A 19,857-nucleotide genomic window follows, 5' to 3' on the forward strand; every position below is an offset into this window, starting at 1 on the left:
GTAACCAAAAGAGAAAGTGTGGGGAAAGACTTGAATTTTCGTGTATATATTTTAGCTATTGCGGCTTTCGTAGTCGGAACGGTTGAGCTAATTATAGGAGGAACGCTTGATTTAGTTGCCAATGATTTAGGTGTGTCGATTAGTGCAGCTGGTCAGCTTATTACAATATTTTCAGTAGTATTCGCTCTATCAGGGCCGGTTTTATTAGCATTAACAGGCAAGTTTGAAAGAAAGAAATTGTATGTTGTGGCATTATCAATTTTCTTAATTGGAAATATCATTTCGGCATTTAGTGTGAATTACGGGATGTTAATGTTCTCGAGAGTAATTTGTGCAGCGAGTGGATCGCTTATTATTGCACTATCGGTAACACTTGCTTCTAGTGTAGTAGAGCCGCATTTTCGTGCGCGTGCAATTGGAATCATTTTCATGGGTATTAGTGGATCACTCGTACTTGGAGTGCCGCTCGGTCTTGTGCTCGGAAATGCATATGGATGGCGTGCACCATTTGTATTAATTTCAATATTAACTGTTATGGCGATTGCTTGTATTTCATTATTCTTAACGAAAGTACCACCGACATCAGTATTATCAATAAGAGAACAAATTGCTACGTTAAAGGATAAAAAAATTGTAAGTGCACAGTTAACATCATTTTTATTTTTAACAGGTCATTTAACGCTATACGCATATTTAACGCCGTTTTTAAAAGATGTCATGCATGTTGAAGCAAATTGGATTAGTGTGTTTTACTTCATTTTCGGAATTGCAGCGGTACTTGGAGGTGGCCTTGGCGGCTGGCTTGCGGATAAATGGGGATCGCAGAAAAGTATTATTTCCATCATTATCGTATTTGCATGTGCAATCTTTATGTTGCCGATGATGACATTCTCATTCCCGCTCTTTATTATTATGATGGGACTGTGGAGTATGCTGAGCTGGGCGATTTCACCAGCTCAGCAAAACTATTTAATTGAAATTGCACCAGAATCAGCTGGTATTCAGCAAGGTTTAAATAACTCTGCACTTCATTTAGGAATTGCGCTCGGTTCAACAGTAGGCGGAGTTGTTATTGAAAAATCATCTGTTATATATAACGCTTGGGTAGGCGGCGTTTTTATTATATTGGCACTGCTTTGTGCGATTTTCTCAATTACGAGAGGTCGTTCGAATCAGTTTGCGAAAGAAGAATCTATCTTATGATAGGTTCTTCTTTATTTGTAAAAAATTGCAGGGGTTAGTAGAGAAATCGAGAAGGAAGTATATAGCGAGGTGATAGCGTATGGATTATTCAATTATTGGTTTTATATTCACAGTACTGCCGTTATTTGTGATTGTTTTTGTTTTTAGATGGATTCGTTTCATCTATCAAAATTCAGAGAAACAAGTGGAGCAAAATGAGAAGATTATTGAGCTTTTGATGGAGCTAAAGGAGCAAAAAAAATCGTAAAATGGTCTATTCGTTTGGGTGTAAACTTTACAAAACGTACACATAAAGAATGACCGTTCTGTATTTACAAATCAAAACCAGCCGAAAAACCAACTACATAAAATTGAATTAGCGAAGGCATAAAAAAGACCTGTACCAAAAGAGTATGTAAAACTCCTTTTGGTACAGATTTTTTTATGTGAGAAATTACTATAGGAATGTATTAATACCTCAATTTCATCAACAAACTCTTAATTTCCTCATCTTCCATAAAGAGATCATGGTGCTTCTCTGTAATCTTCGCAAGTGCAACGTCATGATAGAAGAACTCCGTAAAGAACTTCACGAAAGGTTGTGACATTGTTTTCATCGCTTGCCATGATTCTTGCTCTACACCAGCAAATAAAATTTCACGATCGTCAATGATGAGTAGTAAGTAACGCTCTAATGCGTTAGGTTCTTGAGCTGGGATTAAAAAATGCATGTTTTCTAAGTCTGTTTCCACTTTTCCAACTATGAGGGACTCGACTTGGACGCCTTGTTTTGCTTTTTGTTCTAGTAAAGGAAGATATTCTAAAAGGGTATCATTCCATGCGGAGATGCGTATGGATTCTTTCGCATCTTCTACAAGTTGCCTACTTTGTACTTTAATAGAAGACTGCATTTTTAAACTCCAAACGCGGTCATCTGTAAATGACTTTTTAGAAATATTATTTTCAAGTTCTTTAATATTAGATTGGAATTCTGTCGTTAACTTTTCAATTGCTAGCTTGAGTGGTAATGCTGTATACAATTTTTTCTTTTCAGAAACAGAATCCATCACCATCCCTTTATCAATGAGTCGTGCTAACACTTCGTATATTTTTGCTTTTGGAACACCTGAATGTTTAACGATAGTCGTTGCATCTAATGGGTCATTGCTTGATACGACAACTTTATAGGCCTGGCTTTCATATTGTGAGAAACCGAATTTTTGTAGCATAGTTCCCTCCGAACGAATGAGATTATATGTTAAGGATAATGAACTATTTGTTTTTACACAAGTGTCGAGATAATAACTAAGCTGATTGAAATGAGAATAAATTTCAATTTTTTAAACTATATGGATTGAGCTTTCTGATTTATCTATTATACTTAATATAGTGATTAGTAAGATTAAATTTCATCGAGAAGGGGATGCTTGAGGGAAGATGTTGAGAAGTTTACGTTTAAAAATTGCAGTAGTATTTTCGGTACTTATTTCTATGATGTTTGTAATATTAGGTACAGCTGTGTATCAATTGCAAAAAGAGAAAGAAACGCACTCCTTAGACCAGTATTCTGAAAATACGATGGATCTTGTGACAGAGCAGTTAACTGCATTTATGCAGCGAATTGAAGAAGATATGGGGCATTATGGAACTCATGATGATATTCAAAACATGCTACAAGATGGGGTTACTCCAGAAGAGGAGAGTTTTATTTTAAAGGAATTTTCAAGGTTTAAAAAGAATCATCCTGATATTTTAGATGTCTACATAGGGACGAAAGATAAAAAAACGTTGAGCGCAAATCTTGCTGAAGGAGGCAAAGTACCGGAAGGATATGATCCAACAAGTCGTCCTTGGTATAAAGCGTCAGAAGCAGATACAAAATCGATTATTTGGGGACAACCACAATATGAAATCGCGACAGGTAAGTTAAGTATTGGAGTTTCAAAAGCCATTGTCAGGCAAGATGGTTCTGTGTTAGGTGTTGTAGCAATGGATGTATCACTAGGGACGATTCAAAAGCTACTCCATAATATTCAATATAATAATGGCGGAGAAATGTTTATTATAAATGATAAAAATATTGCCATTGTGTACCCAGAGAAGGTAGGAAAAGATGTTTCGAAAGAACCACTTGTTAAAAGTTTAAATAAAGATGAAACGAAATTTGCAGCGGCGACATTAGGCGGAAAAGATGTAGTGGCTTATAGTCAATTGTTTGATAAGATGAAATGGAAAATCGGGATTGTATATCCGAAAGAGTCCATTGATAACTTACTAATAGAAACAAGAAATACGGTTATTTTAACGGCGTGTATAAGTTTATTAATTGGAATAGTTGCATCATATATATTCTCAAGAAGATTAGCAAGACCATTACAACTATTAACAAATCACGTTCAAAAAGTAGCGGAAGGTGATTTAACACTACAAATGAAGGTGACAAGTAAAGATGAGGTTGGTACGCTTACGACTCACTTTAATGATATGGTTGAGCAAATGAATGAAATGGTAAGTAAAATTAAAAATAGTGTATCGACAGTACAGCAATCGACTCACAATCTGCATTATTTAACGAATGAAACTGTAGCAGCTAGTAGAGAAGTTTCAGGTGCAATGGATGATGTGAGCGGAGGCGCGTCTACTCTTGCTAATAGTGTAGAGGAGGTTTCAGCGCAACTTGAAAATATGGCGCAGTCGATGGAAGAAATGAATAGTTCCGTTGGTGAAATAAAGGGAGTGACTGGCAAGGCGGAAGAAGCATCTAAGCAGGGACTCAATACGATGCGGAATTTAGTTCGTACAAGAGAACAATCATCTTCTATCGTTGTTCATACGGAAGAAGCATCAGGTAAGTTAGAGCAAAGGGTTGGATCGATTCAAAATGTGGTGGCACTTATAAAAGGTCTTTCGGATCAAACGAATTTACTGGCTTTAAACGCTTCAATTGAAGCAGCACGTGCAGGTGAGCAAGGTAAGGGCTTTGCTGTTGTTGCGGAAGAGGTTCGAAAATTAGCTGAACAATCAAAAGAGGCAACGAGTGAGATTGCAATAATGATTAGCGATGTGCAGTTAGAAGTAAAACGAGTTGTAGAAGTTGTAAGTAAATTGAAAGACATTGCGGATGTACAAAAAAAAGTTACGACAGAGGCAGAGGCTGAATTCCGCACAATTATGTCAGTTGTAAGCACAATTAGTACATCAGTTGGAAAAATTGTAGAAGAGGTAAATAACATAGGTCACGAGCAAGAAGACATTACAGAAGTTATGCAAACAATTGCTAGCACAAGTCAAGAGAGCGCGGCTGTTTCTGAAGAGGTAAATGCAGCAACTGAATCACAAGTGAATCATTTAGAAAAAGTAGCTCATACGATGGAAAGTTTGACAGAGAATATGCAGGACTTAGAGAGAGTGGTTGAGCAGTTTAAAGTAGAAGAGTAACGTATTAGTAAAATGATGAGGATTTCGGTAAAATAGATAATGGATATATAAGAAGCAGTTATAGGAGGAAGATTATTATGGCAATTGTTGATGTATCGATTATTCCAGTAGGAACAGGTAATCCAAGTGTTAGTGAATATGTAGCAGAAGTACAAAAGGTGCTAGAGAAAAATGCTGATCGCGTGAAGTATCAATTAACACCGATGAATACAGTAATTGAAGGAGATCTTCCTGTCATTTTAGAAGTCATTCAACAAATGCATGAAGTTCCATATACGAAAGGTGCACAGCGCGTTGCGACAACAATTCGTATCGATGATCGTCGTGATAAAGTAAGCACGATGGAGAAGAAATTAAACTCTGTTCGATCAAAATTATAAGAAGAAGCAGCGATTTTCGCTGCTTTTTTCATATAGGAGGAAAATAAGATGAGTGAAAAGTTTAATGAGCAGTTTGATGGTTTGCTAGAGAAATACACGGAACTATTACTTGGAGAGAGCAACGAAGAGCGTAAAGAGCAGGTACAGAAATGGGCACTTTATTCTTATATGGCTAAGACGATGCCAGCTTTAGTGAAACATTGGAATGAGACGTATCCAGATGCAAAAGAAGAGATGGTACAGTTAATTACGAATATTAAAAAGCTGAATGATGAGAAGCGAAATGAGAAGTAAGAAGGCTTGAGATAATGTTACCTCAAGTTTTTGTTATTAATATCCTCATATAATTTACATGAAATATAAATGGTTTTGTGAGCATGTCGAATATTTTCGGCATGCTCATTTTTTTCCTAGTAAACCCGTTTTTTCTGAATGTCGAAAAATATTTTCTTCATATTTACAAACGAGAATATAGGGTTTTAAATGTTTTGATAGTATTTTATAAATTATCTAAATAATTATTTGTATCAAATAATTTTAAACAGTGATATAATTTCGAAGAGGGGTAAAAAACAGATAAATTATAGTCATAGGGGTGAATTACATGGAACAATTAATGCGAAATTCGTTTCTTTTCTTATCTAAAAATAAAGCGCTAACAAAACTGGCTAAAAAGTACGGTTTACGCTTTGGTGCAGGTCGCTTCGTCGCAGGGGAAACAATTGAATTAGCGACAGCTGCAATTAAAGCATTAAATAAGCAAGGTCTTTGTGTAACAATCGATTATTTAGGTGAATTCGTTGATAACGAAGCGGAAGCAAATGAAATGGCTAGCGAATCGATTGAAGCGATTCGTGCAATTGGAAGAGAAGGTCTTAATTCGCAGCTTTCTTTAAAGATGACTTCTATGGGATTAGATATCTCTGACGAAATCGTAATGAACAATATGCGCCGTATTTTAGAAGCTGGAAAAGAAAATGGTGTGTTTATTACAATTGATATGGAAGACTATACGCGCTGCGGGAAAACAATTGATATCTTTAAACAATTAAAATCTGAATACGATAATATTGGTACTGTTATTCAAGCTTACTTATATCGTACAGAAAAGGATATGGAAGATTTAAACGCTTATAATCCTAATTTACGTCTTGTAAAAGGGGCCTATAAAGAACCTGAAGAAGTAGCGTTCCCGGAAAAGAAAGATGTAGATGATAATTATAAAAAGATTATTAAAATGCACTTATTAAATGGAAATTACACTGCAATTGCTTCACATGACGAAGCGATTATTGAATATACGAAAAAACTTGCCGAAGAACACAACATTCCAAGGGATCAATTTGAATTCCAAATGTTATTTGGTATTCGTACAGAGCGTCAACTTGAGCTAGTAAAAGAAGGCTACAAAATGCGCGTTTACGTACCTTATGGAAACGACTGGTATGGCTATTTCATGCGTCGTCTAGCAGAACGTCCAGCAAACGTTGCGTTCGTATTAAAAGGTATGATCAAAAAATAACCAAGGAGAAAATACTCCTTGGTTATTTTAATTGCTGAAATGCGTAGTTTGCCATTTTCTTCGTATCAGGGTATAGCTGCGCGCGAGTAGAAGATAACACGACGTTAATGACGCGTTTACCTTCTTTTTCATCAACTGTTACGACTGTGTATTTTCCGAGTGCTGATAAACCGCTTTTACTTCCAATGGCATATGGATCGTCATATAGTTCTTCTCGTCCATAGTTTGCAATGTTTGGAGAGCGCTCTGAAGTATGTAGAGTAGTACGTGTTGAGTTCATATAATCTAAAACAATTGGATACTTTAATGCTTCTTTCGTAATAATAGCAATGTCATAAGGTGATACTTTATTTCCAAGTGCATCAGCACCACTTGCGTTTTTGAAAGTCGCATGCTTTGTACCAATTTCCTTCGCTCTAGCATTCATCATTTTCACAAACTCTTCTTTTGATTCCGCAATATGTTCAGCGATTGACTCAGCGATTGGGTCTGCACTAATAATAAGCATAAGTTTTAATGCCTCATCACGTTTTAACTTTTCACCCGCGCGAAGCTTAATCTTCTTACTTTGACTTTCCGTTTTAATCGCATTCTCTGTAACCGTAATTTCTTCATCTTCTTTTACATTCTCTAGTAAGAGTAAGGTAGTCATCATTTTCCCTATACTAGCGGGATAAGAGCGCTCATCTTCCCGTTTTCCATACAAAGTTTCACCTGTGTCTGCATCGATTGTAATCCCGTATTGCCCAGTAATACTAGGTTGATCTGCTTTTACAGCTTGTTGTCTGTGAGCATAAGAAAAGAAAATCATCCCTGTAAATAGTGTGGCGATCATTACAATCATAATTACTGTTCGTTTCATCGTCGTTCCCTCTTTTGTTTTCCATATGTACAAATAAATTGGGCAGAAAAAGCAGCCATTAATCATTATGCCACGTTCTCTGCCCAAAAATATAGCGTTATTTTTCGCCCATATTATGCTTCTTATATTGTTGGTTATTACCTTGACGCCCTTTTTCAACACCGTGATTATGCGGACCGGCATTTCCAGTTACACTTGCTGCGCTAATTCCAGCTTTTGAAGGGTTCTTCTTAAGTTTTGCCATATATATTCCTCCAGTTTCGTCAGATTATAAAAAGGAAAAGTGCATTTTAATGAAGAAAATACACATGTATAGCATAGCCAAATGAAAGAAATATATTTATTTCAGAAAATTTTATCAATAAATATATTGCGAAAATTCAAACTGTATCATATATTTATTAGTAGAGGCTCACTCATTGATTGCGACTTATGTCGAAAAATTGAATGAGCATTCATTCAAGAATAGGGGGAGAAATGGATGTTCCAAATTAAAAAGGCTGCTGTTCTAGGTTCAGGCGTAATGGGTTCAGGGATTGCGGCACACTTAGCTAATATTGGTATTCCGACATTATTGCTTGATATTGTACCACCGGCGCTTACGAAGGAAGAAGAAGCGAAGGGACTTACATTAGAACATAAAAGTGTGAGAAATCGTTTTAGTAACACGGCTTTGCAAAAACTAGTAAAGCAAAAACCAGCTCCTCTGACAGTGAAAGGTAATCTAGCGCTGATTGAAGCAGGTAACTTTGAAGATGATCTTGAGCGTCTTGCTGACGTAGATTGGATTATTGAAGTAGTAGTTGAAAACTTAGATATAAAGAAGAAACTATTTGAAAAAGTAGATGCTGTTCGTAAATCAGGCTCAATTGTGAGCTCAAATACATCAGGCATTTCCGTTGAAAAAATGGCAGAAGGTCGTTCAGACGACTTCCAGAAACACTTCTTAGGAACACACTTTTTTAACCCACCACGATATTTAAAACTTCTAGAGGTAATACCGACGAAAGAAACTGATCCACAAGTATTAAGCTTCATGAAACTATTTGGCGAAGACGTTCTTGGAAAAGGCGTTGTTATCGCAAAAGACACACCAAACTTTATTGGGAACCGCATCGGTACGTATGGCTTGCTTGTAACGCTTCAAGAAATGATTAAGCGTGGCTATAGCATTGGAGAAGTTGACTCTGTAACAGGTCCATTAATTGGTCGTCCGAAGAGCGCAACGTTCCGTACATTAGATGTTGTTGGTTTAGATACATTTGTACACGTTGCAAATAACGTATATGAAAATGTACAAGAAGAAGAGCGCGACGTATTTAAAGTACCTGCTTTCATGCATGACATGCTTGATAAAAAATGGCTTGGAAGTAAAACGGGTCAAGGCTTCTTCTTAAAACAAGGAAAAGAAATTTTAGAATTAAATCCAGAAACGATGGAATATGGAGCGCGTAAAAAATTAAAAGCTGCATCTATCGAGTTAAGTAAGCAAGAAAAAGGATTATCGAATAAATTGAAAGCGCTTGTATACGCGAAAGACCGCGCAGGAGAGTTGTTATGGAACATCATTACACCAACTCTTTTATACTCTGCAAAACTTCATAAAGAAATTGCTGACGATATCGTTGCAATTGACCAAGCGATGAAATGGGGCTTCGGATGGGAGCAAGGACCATTCGAAATTTGGGATGCAATCGGCGTTGAAAAGTCTGTTCAAAAGATGGAAGAAAACGGCGCAGTTGTTCCTACTTGGGTGAAAGAAATGGTAGAGAAAGGTTTCACTACTTTCTATAAACATGATAACGGCGATAGCTACTATTACGACAATGGTGAATATAAGCTAATCGAACGTAACAAAAAAGCAATTTCTCTTAAGCAGTTAAAAGAGAAAAACGGTGTGTTAAAGAAAAATAGCGGAGCGAGCTTAATTGATTTAGGCGATGGTATCCTTTGCTTAGAATTCCATTCGAAGAGCAATGCAATCGGTATGGATATTACGCAAATGATTAACTACGCTGTTGATGAAGTAGAGAAAAATTATAAAGGTCTTGTTATCGGAAACCAATCGAAGAACTTCTGCGTTGGTGCGAACCTTGCAATGATCTTAATGGAAGCACAAGACGACAACTACTTTGAAATTGAGTGGGTTGTGAAAAACTTCCAAGATGCAATGACGAAAATTAAGTACTCTTCTAAGCCAGTTGTAGCGGCGCCATATGGTATGACGCTTGGCGGCGGTACAGAAGTTTGTTTACCAGCAGCGAGCATTCAAGCTTCTAGCGAAACATATATGGGCTTAGTAGAAGTAGGTGTTGGCTTAATCCCTGGCGGAGGCGGTAACAAAGAGTTATACATTAAACACTTAAACAAAATGGCAAACGGTGTAGAATTTGACTTACAAAAAGTTGCGAATAAAGTATTCGAATCTGTAGCGATGGCGAAAGTTTCTACATCAGCACAAGAAGCTGTATCGAACAACTTCTTAGGCGATAAAGACGGTATTAGTGTGAATGGTGATCACTTACTATATGATGCGAAACAAAAAGCACTTTCTTTATATGAAGCAGGTTATAAAGCACCTATCCGCAAAAAGATACCAGTTGTTGGTGAGACAGGATATGCAACGCTTGTACTTGGTGCAGAGGCAATGCATTTATCAGGTTACATTTCTGAACATGATCTTCACATTGCGAAGAAACTTGCATATGTCATTGCGGGCGGAAAAGTGCCGTACGGAACAGAAGTTGATGAGCAGTATTTATTAGATGTAGAACGTGAAGCATTTATTAGCTTAGTAAGTGAGATGAAATCACAAGCAAGAATGCAGCACATGCTTGTAAAAGGAAAGCCATTACGTAACTAATAACGAGGGGAGATATCGTTCATGAGAGAAGCTGTCATTGTTGCGGGAGCAAGAACACCAATTGGAAAAGCAAAGAGGGGTTCATTAAAAACAGTTCGTCCTGACGATTTAGGGGCATTAGTAGTAAAGGAAACGTTAAAGCGTGCGAATTATGAAGGACCAATTGATGATTTAATTTTCGGTTGTGCGATGCCAGAAGCAGAACAAGGTTTAAATATGGCTCGTAATATCGGCGGGCTAGCAGGACTTTCTTACGATGTTCCAGCTATTACAATTAACCGTTACTGTTCTTCTGGTTTACAAAGTATCGCTTACGGAGCAGAGCGCATTATGCTTGGTCACTCTGAAGCTGTATTATCAGGCGGAGCGGAATCAATGAGTTTAGTTCCGATGATGGGACACGTTGTTCGTCCAAATAGTCGCCTTGTAGAAGCTGCTCCAGAATATTATATGGGTATGGGACATACAGCAGAGCAAGTTGCTGTGAAATATGGAATTTCTCGTGAAGAGCAAGATGCTTTTGCGGTAAGAAGTCACCAGCGCGCAGCAAAAGCGTTAGCTGAAGGGAACTTTGCGGATGAAACAGTAGCTGTAGATGTAATGTTACGCACTGTTGGAGCAAACAACAAACTGCAAGAAGAAACACGTATTTTCGCACAAGACGAAGGTGTAAGAGCAGAGACGACGCTAGACATTTTAGGTAAATTACGTCCAGCATTTAACGTTCGCGGTTCTGTAACGGCTGGTAACTCTTCACAAATGAGTGACGGAGCAGCATCTGTACTATTAATGGATCGTGAAAAAGCAGTGAGCGATGGTATGAAGCCACTTGCGAAATTCCGTTCATTTGCAGTAGCTGGTGTACCACCAGAAATAATGGGAATCGGCCCAATTGCTGCAATTCCGAAAGCGTTAAAATTAGCTGGTTTAGAGCTATCTGATATCGGTCTATTCGAACTAAATGAAGCATTCGCTTCTCAATCTATCCAAGTTATTCGTGAACTTGGTTTAGATGAAGAAAAAGTGAACGTAAACGGCGGTGCAATCGCACTTGGACATCCACTAGGCTGTACAGGAGCAAAACTAACACTATCCCTTATTCACGAAATGAAACGCCGCAACCAACAATTCGGTATCGTAACAATGTGTATCGGCGGCGGAATGGGAGCAGCGGGAGTATTTGAATTAATATAAAAAAAAGTGCAGGTGGCTCGCTCAGAACAGGAGGGCGTTGGAAGCCCTGACGAAGAGGCGCTTTTTGCCTCACAGGAAGGGGTGAAACGGCCGACTGTTTTAGCCACGGGAACTAGATTATAAAAAAAGTGTAAGCGGCTCGCTCAGAATGTGAGGGGGATGGAGCTTCAGACGAAGAGGCGCTCTTTGCCTCGCAGGAAGAAGCGAAGCCACCGAACATTCTAGCCGCTGGAACTGGATTATATAAAAAGAATGGAAGCAACAAAGGTTTATAAAAAATAAACGTGAGAGCCAGCTTCTTTCAAAATGAGAGAAGCGGCTCATGAAAATATGAAGGAGGAAATTTTCATGGAAAAAACAGTAGGAAGTGCGGTTAAAGGCGGTAGCTTTTTAGTAGATGAGATTACAATTGATCAAGTGTTTACACCAGAAGATTTTTCATCTGAGCATAAAATGATTGCAAAAACGACAGAGGACTTTATCGTAAATGAAGTTCTTCCAGAGCTTGAATATTTAGAGCAACATGAGTTTGATCGTTCGGTTCGTCTTTTAAAAGAAGCTGGTGAACTTGGTTTATTAGGCGCTGACGTACCAGAAGAGTACGGCGGAATTGGTCTTGATAAAGTAAGCTCAGCGTTAATCGCAGAGAAATTCTCTCGCGCTGGTGGTTTTGCAATCACTCACGGTGCTCACGTTGGTATCGGATCTTTACCAATCGTATTATTCGGTAACGAAGAGCAAAAGAAAAAGTATTTACCATTACTTGCAACTGGTGAAAAATTAGCTGCATATGCATTAACTGAGCCAGGTTCTGGATCTGATGCATTAGGTGCGAAAACAACTGCACGTTTAAATGCAGAAGGTACACATTACGTATTAAACGGTGAAAAACAATGGATTACAAACTCTGCATTTGCTGATGTATTTGTTGTATATGCTAAAGTAGACGGCGAGCACTTCTCGGCATTTATCGTAGAGAAAGAGTATGCTGGCGTATCTACAGGCCCTGAAGAAAAGAAAATGGGTATTAAATGTTCTTCAACTCGTACGTTAATTTTAGAAGATGCATTAGTACCGAAAGAAAATCTACTTGGGGAAATTGGTAAAGGCCATATTATCGCGTTCAACATTTTAAATATCGGTCGTTATAAATTAGGTGTTGGTACAGTTGGATCTGCGAAACGTGCAGTAGAAATTTCAGCACAATATGCAAATCAACGTCAACAGTTCAAGCAACCAATCGCTCGCTTCCCATTAATTCAAGAGAAACTTGCGAATATGGCAGCGAAAACATATGCAGCTGAAAGCTCTGTATATCGTACAGTAGGTTTATTCGAAAGCCGCATGAGCACATTATCTGAAGAAGAAGTAAAAGACGGTAAAGCAGTAGCAGCTTCTATCGCTGAATATGCAATCGAGTGCTCTTTAAATAAAGTATTCGGTTCTGAAGTGTTAGATTACACAGTAGATGAAGGTGTTCAAATTCACGGTGGTTACGGATTTATGGCAGAGTACGAGATTGAAAGAATGTACCGCGATTCTCGTATTAACCGTATTTTCGAAGGAACGAATGAAATTAACCGCCTAATCGTACCAGGTACGTTCTTACGTAAAGCGATGAAAGGTGAATTACCACTTCTTCAAAAAGCACAAAAATTACAAGAAGAGTTAATGATGATGATGCCAGAAGAAGTAGGCGATGAGCCATTAGCACTTCAAAAATATTTAGTAAAGAACGCGAAGAAAATCGGTTTAATGGTAGCTGGATTAGCAGCTCAAAAATACGGTAAAGCATTAGATAAAGAGCAAGAAATTCTTGTGAATATCGCTGACATCGTAAGTAACCTTTACGCAATGGAATCAGCTCTTCTTCGTACAGAAAAAGCAATTAAAACAACTGGTCTTGAAAAGAATAAACAAAAAGTGTTATACACTGAAGTATTCTGCCAAGAAGCATTCAACGAAATCGAAGCAGATGCGAAAGAAACACTTATCGCAGTTGAAAATGGCGACATGCTGCGCATGATGTTATCATCATTACGTAAATTAACTCGCCACACACCACTTAACGTAATTCCGAAGAAACGTGAAATCGCTGCGAAAATTTTAGAAGATGAGCGTTACACAGTTTAATATATGATGGGGAACCAGTGGCCGTTTGGCTGCTGGTTTTTTTATCGATGGATTCTTGAAAAGGGCTGTTTTACATATGTATTTGTAAACGGCTTTTTTTAATGGAGGTAAAGGAGATGAAGTTAATAAGAGTAGGAACAGTTCACCAAATCGCATTTTTACCGCGTCTATTTCCGATTAACTGTTACTTTGTTGAAGAAGAAACAGGATTAACTTTAATTGATGCTGCTTTACCATTTTGTGCAAAGAAGATTTTAGAAGCGGCTCGAAAAATAGGAAAACCGATTACGAATATCGTTATTACACATGCGCATGATGACCATATAGGGGCGCTCGATGCTATAAAACAAGAATTGCCGAATGTTCCGGTCTATATTTCTAAAAGAGATGCAAGTTTACTTGAAGGGGATTTGTCACTGCAACTAGGGGAACCAGACACGCAGGTAAAAGTAAGTGTGTCAAAAAGGATAAAGACGATTCCAGATATTCTTCTTCAAGAGGGAGATCAAATAGGTTCCCTTGTAGCGATTGCAGCTCCAGGTCATACACCGGGATCAATGGCGTTTTTAGACACGAGAAATGATGCAATCATTGTTGGAGATGCATTTCAAACGAGAGGCGGGATAGCGGTAGCAGGGCAATTAAATTGGCTTTTTCCATTTCCTATGTTTGGTACGTGGGATGCAGAATTTTCATTAACGAGTGCACAGAAATTGCTGGAGTATAAGCCGTCTATATTAGCGACAGGGCATGGGAAGATGATTAAAGATCCGTTAGTGCAAATGCAACGGGCGATTGAAGAAGCGGAAAGGAATTTAGCGAGAAAGAGCCTCAAATAATTTTGAGGCTCTTTTTGCTAGATGATATTATTTTGCTGGTTTTAAAAATGTGTATATGGCTAAGGAAAAACAAAGGAAAATAAATGCGATAGGATCTTGATATGGATTAGGTTCAGAGCCCTTCTGGATTTCTGTAAGGAAGTCATGTGTTTTCATGTTCATTGCTCCTTTAATTAATAAGTTTTATATGATGCGAGGGTTATGGTGGATAGATAAGGAATTTTTGGAATTTTATCTAATAATTATTCTATAGTAATCTAATTCCTAAATCTATAGAATGCAAAGTTTTCGTGATATGTAAAATTGCATATTATTCTTGTTTTGGTTTTTGTTATGTTGTTTATATGTATATTAAGAACTAAAGATTATTATGAATTAAAACAAGTGGAGGAATAGTATGAGTAAAACAGTATTAGAGGCTTATAGCGTAGAAGAGAGGATGGACAATTTAACATATAAAAATTTATTAGTAATGATAGCAAGTATTTTGGGGTTCCTATTAATGGGGGGATTATTCCTTGCTTTAGCTCTTGGAATTTTTGGAGAAGAGGTATTACGTGCTAATTTAGAGGGATATTATTTACTTCTATTTGATGCGGCTGTGGTTGCTATTGTTTTATTTGCTTATAAACCAGTGCTTCATTTTATTAAGAACATTTGGGATGTATCTGTTTTAAAAAGTGGGAAAACCTACTTGTATTTATTACTAGGTTTTATCGTCATTGCATTAACTCAGTATGTAATGTTAGAGCTGTTTAGCTTTGAAAGTGCAGGGCAGCAACGAGATCAATTAGGGGGAGAGACACTTCAAAATAGTGTGGTACAAAGCATTATATATGTGTTAAGTGTGGCTATAATTACACCAGTTAAAGAAGAGGTTTTATATAGAGGGATTTTGTATCGATTTCTTGAAAAGAAATATAGTTTTCTAGTTGGTATCATTATTTCTTCCTTAATTTTTGGGATTTTTCATGGTGGTTTTCCAATTACGGCAACGATTATGGGGATTGTATTTGCTATGTTATATAAGAAGACACAGTCTATTGTACCTAGTATCATTTTACATATTGCATGGAACTTACTTGTGAGTATAAGTATGATTGTCTCTTTATGAAATTGAACGAATATTTAGCATAAAAGATGGATGGCCTAGCTATGCATCTTTTATTTTGTTTATAGGTAGGAAAAGTTAATTCATGCATACAATCCAAAAAGAACCAAATACTAATGACGAATGAACAAAGAAAGGTAGGAGTATCCTATGCAAAATTTAACAGAGCTTGAAGTAGAAAATTTACGTCATTTAATTGGTGGTCATGCGACGATTATTAACAAATTGGACCAGTATGCACAGGCTTGTACAGATCCAGAGTTGAAACAAATGCTACAAAAGGATGCGCAAGATGCACGAAATACGAAACAGCAGTTAATGACTTTTTTAGGATAGGAGGAAGAGAGAAATGAATGAAAAAGATATGGTAAATGATTATTTAGCAGGGTTAAATTCAAGTTTAACAAGTTATGCAAATTATATTTCTCAGTCTGATAACGAACAGTTACATCAAGCGTTAATTCAAATTCGTAATCAAGATGAGATGCGTCAACGTAATATGTATGAATACGCGAAGCAAAAAAGTTATTACAAGCCGGCAGCACCTGCTAATCCAATGATTGTGCAGCAATTGAAAAGTCAATTAAGTGCGGAATAGTGTGATGAATGAAACGAGCGAATGGATTCGCTCGTTTTTGTTTTGTATATGTCAATAAATACATAATAAATATTTTTCCAGTTGTAACAAATATGACGAAAATTGAATATGACAATTCACAAAAAGGACAAAAGTTTGTTCAATAATTCACAAAGTATCCATGGTTTCTATCGTGAGAACCTCTATAATTAGGAGTGTAAAGAACCAAAGAAATAGACTACATAATCAATTGGGAGAGATTGCTATGAATAGAAACACAAGAAAAATTGCAATTATCGGTACTGGATTAGTTGGATCAAGCTGTGCGTATTCCATTGTAAACCAAGGGATTTGCGAAGAGCTATTGTTAATTGATATAAATCATGAACGTGCAGTTGGAGAAGCGATGGATTTATCGCACTGCATTAACTTTACAAATACAAGAACAAAAGTATATGCAGGAAGTTATGAAGACTGCAAAGATATGGACATTGTTATTATTACAGCAGGACCAGCGCCGAAGCCTGGACAAAGTCGTTTAGACACTTTAGGAGCAAGCGCTAAGATTATGGAAAGCATTGTTGGCGGCGTAATGGAAAGTGGATTTGATGGCATTTTCTTACTCGCATCGAACCCAGTTGACATTATTACATATCAAGTGTGGAAGCTATCTGGATTACCTAGAAATCGTGTGATTGGTACAGGTACATCACTAGATTCTTCTCGCTTAAGAACAATTTTATCTGAAATGTTACATGTAGACCCTCGTAGTATTCATGGGTATTCATTAGGAGAACATGGTGATTCTCAAATGGTTGCTTGGTCTCACGTAACTGTTGGTGGTAAGCCAATTCTGCAAATTTTAGAGGAACAAAAAGAACGTTTTGGTGAAATAGATTTAGATGAAATTGTTGAGAAGACTGCGAAAGCTGGATGGGAAATTTATAAGCGTAAAGGAACTACTTATTATGGAATCGGAAATTCTCTAGCTTATATTGCTCGCTCAATTTTCAATGATGATCACCGTGTTATCGCTGTTTCAGCTATTTTAGATGGTGAATATGGCGAATACGATATTTGTACAGGAGTACCAGCAATTATTACTAGAGACGGTATAAGAGAAGTGGTAGAACTGAACTTATTAGAAGATGAAGAAAGCCGCTTTGCAAAATCAAACGATGTTTTACGCGATTATATGAAAACAATTGGTTACTAAATTATAGGAGAAGGTGAAACAAATGAAAGAATATATAATGTCTCGTGTGTTTAAAGCTTCTGCCGGAATCGCACAGGGTATTTTCGTATCCCTTGGAATTGGTTTACTGATCGAAAATATAGGAAGAATTGTTGATATCCCATTACTTATTACAATCGGAGTTGTTGCAAAATCACTTATGGCACCAGCAATTGGAGCCGGGATTGCTTTTATGCTCGGTGCAAACGGACTCGTAATTTTCTCAGCGATGGTAGCTGGAGCAATTGGAGCCGGTTCAATTTCAATTACTGAAGCTGGTCTCATCATTAAAACAGGTGAACCAATCGGTGCATTATTAACAGCGACTTTAGCAGTTTATATTGGTAAACGATTAAGTGGAAAAACTGCTTTAGATATGATGCTCGTTCCATTTGCAGCAATACTCGGTTCTGGTTTAGTCGGTATTTGGTTAGCTCAAAATATTAGCCCAGTTTTAAATACAGTTGGAGCATTCATTAAAGATAGTTCAGCTGGTAGCCCATTTATCGCTTCTATCGTGATTGCTGTAGTTTGGGGACTATTACTTATCTCTCCAGCTTCATCGGCTGCTTTAGCGATAGCGCTTAGCTTAGATGGTGTTGCAGGCGGTGCAGCACTTGCAGGATGTGTTGCTCAGTTTATCGGATTCTCTGTTATTTCAGCGAAAGAGAATAATTTAGGTGGCATATTAGCTCAGGCACTTTGTACTCCAAAAGTACAGTTGCCGAACATTACTAAAAATCCAATGATTCTCGTCCCAACTGTCGTCGCCAGTGCTATAGTGGGCCCAGTATCAGCATTAATTTTCCAACTGGAAGCAGGAAAAGAAATTGCAGGTCTTGGATTAAGCTCTCTTATCGCACCAATTAATTTAATTTCCAGCCAAGGGTGGGAGGTTGTCCCAGCGATGATAATCACTTATATCATCATCCCAGTAGCCGTTTCTTATATACTTTACATTGCTCTTAAAAAAGCAGGTCGTATTCATTCTGGTGATATGACTGTACCGCAATCTTAATTTGAAAATCTCCTTAATATAGAGAAAAGCAGACTGAAGAAGCCACAGTCTGCTTTTTTACATTTTATGATTTCGTTTTACTGGAACGCGTACTGTTTCTTTTGCTAATAATAGTTGAACACCGAAGTATAGTACGCTTGCAAGCGTCATTCCAGAAATGGCGTCTACAAAGGCATGCTGCTTCGTGAATAGCGTTGATAAAATAATAAGCGTACCGAAGAAAGTAAGGATGTAATATTCCAAAGCATGCTGTTCTCTACGCTTAAAGGCAGCTAACATAATTACAAATGTCGTAAGGACATGAATGCTTGGGAAACAGTTTACTGGTTGATCAATACTATAAATATAGCGGACTAGTTCGGAAAATACATCTGTTCCAACGACGGTTGGGCGTGGCACAGTTGTCTGCCAAAAAAAGTAAATCGAAAAACAAGCAAGTTTTCCAAGAATTACACTACTTAAAGTGACATAATATTGCTTTCGATCAGCAAAACAGTAATAAATAAGTGCACCGTATAAGTATGGAAACCAAAGTAAGTAAGGAATAATAAATGCTTTCACAAATGGAATCCAATCATCTACTACAGTTGTGACATCTACTGCGTGAACAGTAGATTTATTTAATACATCGTAAAGGGGACTTACGAGTACGAGTAGAAGTATATAACTTAACGGAAGAAGAGATGAAAGTTTAAATTTCTTCATGATAATCTCCTATGTTTTAGTAATGTAAATAAATTCAATTGATTATAATATAGAAAATCCAATTGGGCTATCGATTTTACTTACATTTTCTTGAATTCACCTTACATTTTTGTCACTTGACTTAAAAGAGGGGGAGGGTGCTAAATGAAGCGTTCATTTTATTTCTTAGTTTTTATATTGTTATGCCTAGTGGGTACTGGATGTGCAAAGGATAACGAAGGAGAGAAATTAGAATATAACGGGAGAGCACTCGTAATTGGAGTTGTTGGTGAAAAGCCGAAAGATACGTTTAGAAATATAAAATTTGAAAGTGTAAAGTTAGAAGAGATACAGAAGAAATCAGCAAAAGTTGATGGATTTCTAATAATGAAGGAGCACTTTCAAGAAGCTTCAAAAGAGCAGTATAAAGATTTATTTGCATCTTTAAAGAAACCAGTGTTTTTTATCGGTTTACAAGATAAATCATATTCAATTTTTATTACAAAAGGGATAGAGTATAACAGTGCACCAAAAGATGTAAATGCTATGTACGCGCAAGGTTTTGCAAATATTGGAAGTGGTGAAGGGCAACAATGGGGAGTAGGTTTATCGAATGGTGGAAATACAGAAGAAAGTATTCATAATATGTATATAGTAGTATTTCAAACCATTTCGGACTATTTAAGTCGATGATAAAGGAGCCTGTAAAAGGGCTTCTTATTTTTTAAATAAACGTTTGTTTAAGATATATGTTCGGTATAGAAAATCATGTTTTCCAACGGTGATATAGAAAAACATGAGATTAATCAAACGTTTGTTT

21 protein-coding genes are annotated in these 19,857 nt (G+C 37.2%); 16 read left to right on the forward strand and 5 right to left on the reverse strand.

The features are described from left to right. Nucleotides 1–1,203, forward strand: a 1,203-nt coding sequence (locus V7038_RS22710) for an MFS transporter (protein ID WP_335695661.1), incomplete at its 5' end; no start/stop codon positions are given. Between the two features lie 79 nt (nucleotides 1,204–1,282). Then, complete coding sequence (locus tag V7038_RS22715; RefSeq protein ID WP_002112700.1) at nucleotides 1,283–1,450, forward strand: hypothetical protein; 168 nt, start codon at nucleotides 1,283–1,285, stop codon at nucleotides 1,448–1,450. Between the two features lie 202 nt (nucleotides 1,451–1,652). Here V7038_RS22715 and V7038_RS22720 read toward each other — a convergent pair whose 3' ends face one another. Beyond that, nucleotides 1,653–2,411: a TrmB family transcriptional regulator gene (locus tag V7038_RS22720; RefSeq protein ID WP_335695662.1), complete on the reverse strand. Its 759-nt coding sequence runs from the start codon at nucleotides 2,409–2,411 to the stop codon at nucleotides 1,653–1,655. Between the two features lie 208 nt (nucleotides 2,412–2,619). On the opposite strand from V7038_RS22720, the gene V7038_RS22725 reads away from it, so the two are divergent. The 4 genes from V7038_RS22725 to V7038_RS22740 all read left to right on the forward strand — a co-directional run bounded on the left by V7038_RS22725 (nucleotide 2,620) and on the right by V7038_RS22740 (nucleotide 6,522). Next, nucleotides 2,620–4,620, forward strand: a complete 2,001-nt coding sequence (locus V7038_RS22725) for a methyl-accepting chemotaxis protein (protein WP_070129137.1) — start codon at nucleotides 2,620–2,622, stop codon at nucleotides 4,618–4,620. A gap of 77 nt (nucleotides 4,621–4,697) precedes the next feature. After that, nucleotides 4,698–5,000 carry an MTH1187 family thiamine-binding protein gene (locus tag V7038_RS22730; protein WP_001018862.1) on the forward strand — a complete coding sequence of 101 codons (303 nt, stop codon included), beginning with the start codon at nucleotides 4,698–4,700 and terminating at the stop codon, nucleotides 4,998–5,000. A 48-nt stretch (nucleotides 5,001–5,048) separates the two neighbouring features. Then, the gene (locus V7038_RS22735; RefSeq protein ID WP_001290599.1) at nucleotides 5,049–5,294 is read left to right on the forward strand and encodes a YusU family protein; all 246 of its coding nucleotides are present in this window, start codon (nucleotides 5,049–5,051) and stop codon (nucleotides 5,292–5,294) included. A gap of 310 nt (nucleotides 5,295–5,604) precedes the next feature. After that, a complete protein-coding gene (locus tag V7038_RS22740; protein WP_002112697.1) occupies nucleotides 5,605–6,522 on the forward strand; it encodes a proline dehydrogenase family protein in 918 nt (305 codons plus the stop codon). Between the two features lie 22 nt (nucleotides 6,523–6,544). On the opposite strand, the gene V7038_RS22745 is transcribed toward V7038_RS22740, so the two are convergent. Continuing rightward, nucleotides 6,545–7,384: a D-alanyl-D-alanine carboxypeptidase family protein gene (locus V7038_RS22745; RefSeq protein ID WP_335695663.1), complete on the reverse strand. Its 840-nt coding sequence runs from the start codon at nucleotides 7,382–7,384 to the stop codon at nucleotides 6,545–6,547. Nucleotides 7,385–7,481: 97 nt separating this feature from the next. Beyond that, the gene (locus V7038_RS22750) at nucleotides 7,482–7,628 is read right to left on the reverse strand and encodes a YuzL family protein (RefSeq protein ID WP_001096344.1); all 147 of its coding nucleotides are present in this window, start codon (nucleotides 7,626–7,628) and stop codon (nucleotides 7,482–7,484) included. A gap of 237 nt (nucleotides 7,629–7,865) precedes the next feature. On the opposite strand from V7038_RS22750, the gene V7038_RS22755 reads away from it, so the two are divergent. From V7038_RS22755 to V7038_RS22770, 4 genes are all read left to right on the forward strand, one after another. After that, nucleotides 7,866–10,247, forward strand: coding sequence for a 3-hydroxyacyl-CoA dehydrogenase/enoyl-CoA hydratase family protein (locus tag V7038_RS22755; protein ID WP_335695664.1), 2,382 nt, complete (start codon nucleotides 7,866–7,868; stop codon nucleotides 10,245–10,247). A 21-nt stretch (nucleotides 10,248–10,268) separates the two neighbouring features. Beyond that, on the forward strand, nucleotides 10,269–11,441 hold the full coding sequence (locus V7038_RS22760; RefSeq protein WP_199692973.1) for an acetyl-CoA C-acetyltransferase: 1,173 nt from the start codon (nucleotides 10,269–10,271) through the stop codon (nucleotides 11,439–11,441). A 348-nt stretch (nucleotides 11,442–11,789) separates the two neighbouring features. Next, nucleotides 11,790–13,574, forward strand: coding sequence for an acyl-CoA dehydrogenase family protein (locus tag V7038_RS22765; RefSeq protein WP_002159983.1), 1,785 nt, complete (start codon nucleotides 11,790–11,792; stop codon nucleotides 13,572–13,574). Nucleotides 13,575–13,690: 116 nt separating this feature from the next. Next, nucleotides 13,691–14,413 (forward strand): MBL fold metallo-hydrolase, encoded by a 723-nt coding sequence (locus V7038_RS22770; RefSeq protein ID WP_335695665.1) that lies wholly within the window; start codon nucleotides 13,691–13,693, stop codon nucleotides 14,411–14,413. Between the two features lie 27 nt (nucleotides 14,414–14,440). Here V7038_RS22770 and V7038_RS22775 read toward each other — a convergent pair whose 3' ends face one another. Further along, nucleotides 14,441–14,569 (reverse strand): hypothetical protein, encoded by a 129-nt coding sequence (locus V7038_RS22775; protein ID WP_002112689.1) that lies wholly within the window; start codon nucleotides 14,567–14,569, stop codon nucleotides 14,441–14,443. A gap of 241 nt (nucleotides 14,570–14,810) precedes the next feature. On the opposite strand from V7038_RS22775, the gene V7038_RS22780 reads away from it, so the two are divergent. From V7038_RS22780 to V7038_RS22800, 5 genes are all read left to right on the forward strand, one after another. Next, nucleotides 14,811–15,527 carry a CPBP family intramembrane glutamic endopeptidase gene (locus V7038_RS22780; RefSeq protein WP_002112688.1) on the forward strand — a complete coding sequence of 239 codons (717 nt, stop codon included), beginning with the start codon at nucleotides 14,811–14,813 and terminating at the stop codon, nucleotides 15,525–15,527. Nucleotides 15,528–15,674: 147 nt separating this feature from the next. Continuing rightward, a complete protein-coding gene (locus tag V7038_RS22785) occupies nucleotides 15,675–15,860 on the forward strand; it encodes a hypothetical protein (RefSeq protein ID WP_002112687.1) in 186 nt (61 codons plus the stop codon). 13 nt (nucleotides 15,861–15,873) lie between these two features. After that, on the forward strand, nucleotides 15,874–16,122 hold the full coding sequence (locus tag V7038_RS22790; RefSeq protein ID WP_002112685.1) for a spore coat protein: 249 nt from the start codon (nucleotides 15,874–15,876) through the stop codon (nucleotides 16,120–16,122). A 244-nt stretch (nucleotides 16,123–16,366) separates the two neighbouring features. Continuing rightward, nucleotides 16,367–17,317, forward strand: a complete 951-nt coding sequence (locus V7038_RS22795) for an L-lactate dehydrogenase (RefSeq protein ID WP_070140093.1) — start codon at nucleotides 16,367–16,369, stop codon at nucleotides 17,315–17,317. A gap of 22 nt (nucleotides 17,318–17,339) precedes the next feature. After that, nucleotides 17,340–18,353 (forward strand): PTS transporter subunit IIC, encoded by a 1,014-nt coding sequence (locus V7038_RS22800; protein WP_002112681.1) that lies wholly within the window; start codon nucleotides 17,340–17,342, stop codon nucleotides 18,351–18,353. Nucleotides 18,354–18,410: 57 nt separating this feature from the next. Here the strand turns inward: V7038_RS22800 and V7038_RS22805 are convergent, their stop codons facing one another. Further along, a complete protein-coding gene (locus V7038_RS22805; protein WP_002112680.1) occupies nucleotides 18,411–19,058 on the reverse strand; it encodes a phosphatase PAP2 family protein in 648 nt (215 codons plus the stop codon). A 144-nt stretch (nucleotides 19,059–19,202) separates the two neighbouring features. On the opposite strand from V7038_RS22805, the gene V7038_RS22810 reads away from it, so the two are divergent. After that, nucleotides 19,203–19,730 carry a hypothetical protein gene (locus V7038_RS22810; protein WP_335695666.1) on the forward strand — a complete coding sequence of 176 codons (528 nt, stop codon included), beginning with the start codon at nucleotides 19,203–19,205 and terminating at the stop codon, nucleotides 19,728–19,730. Nucleotides 19,731–19,857: the final 127 nt, after the last annotated feature.

Origin of the sequence: Bacillus sp. JJ783, from assembly GCF_036963225.1 — a bacterium.
Lineage (GTDB): Bacteria > Bacillota > Bacilli > Bacillales > Bacillaceae_G > Bacillus_A > Bacillus_A cereus_U.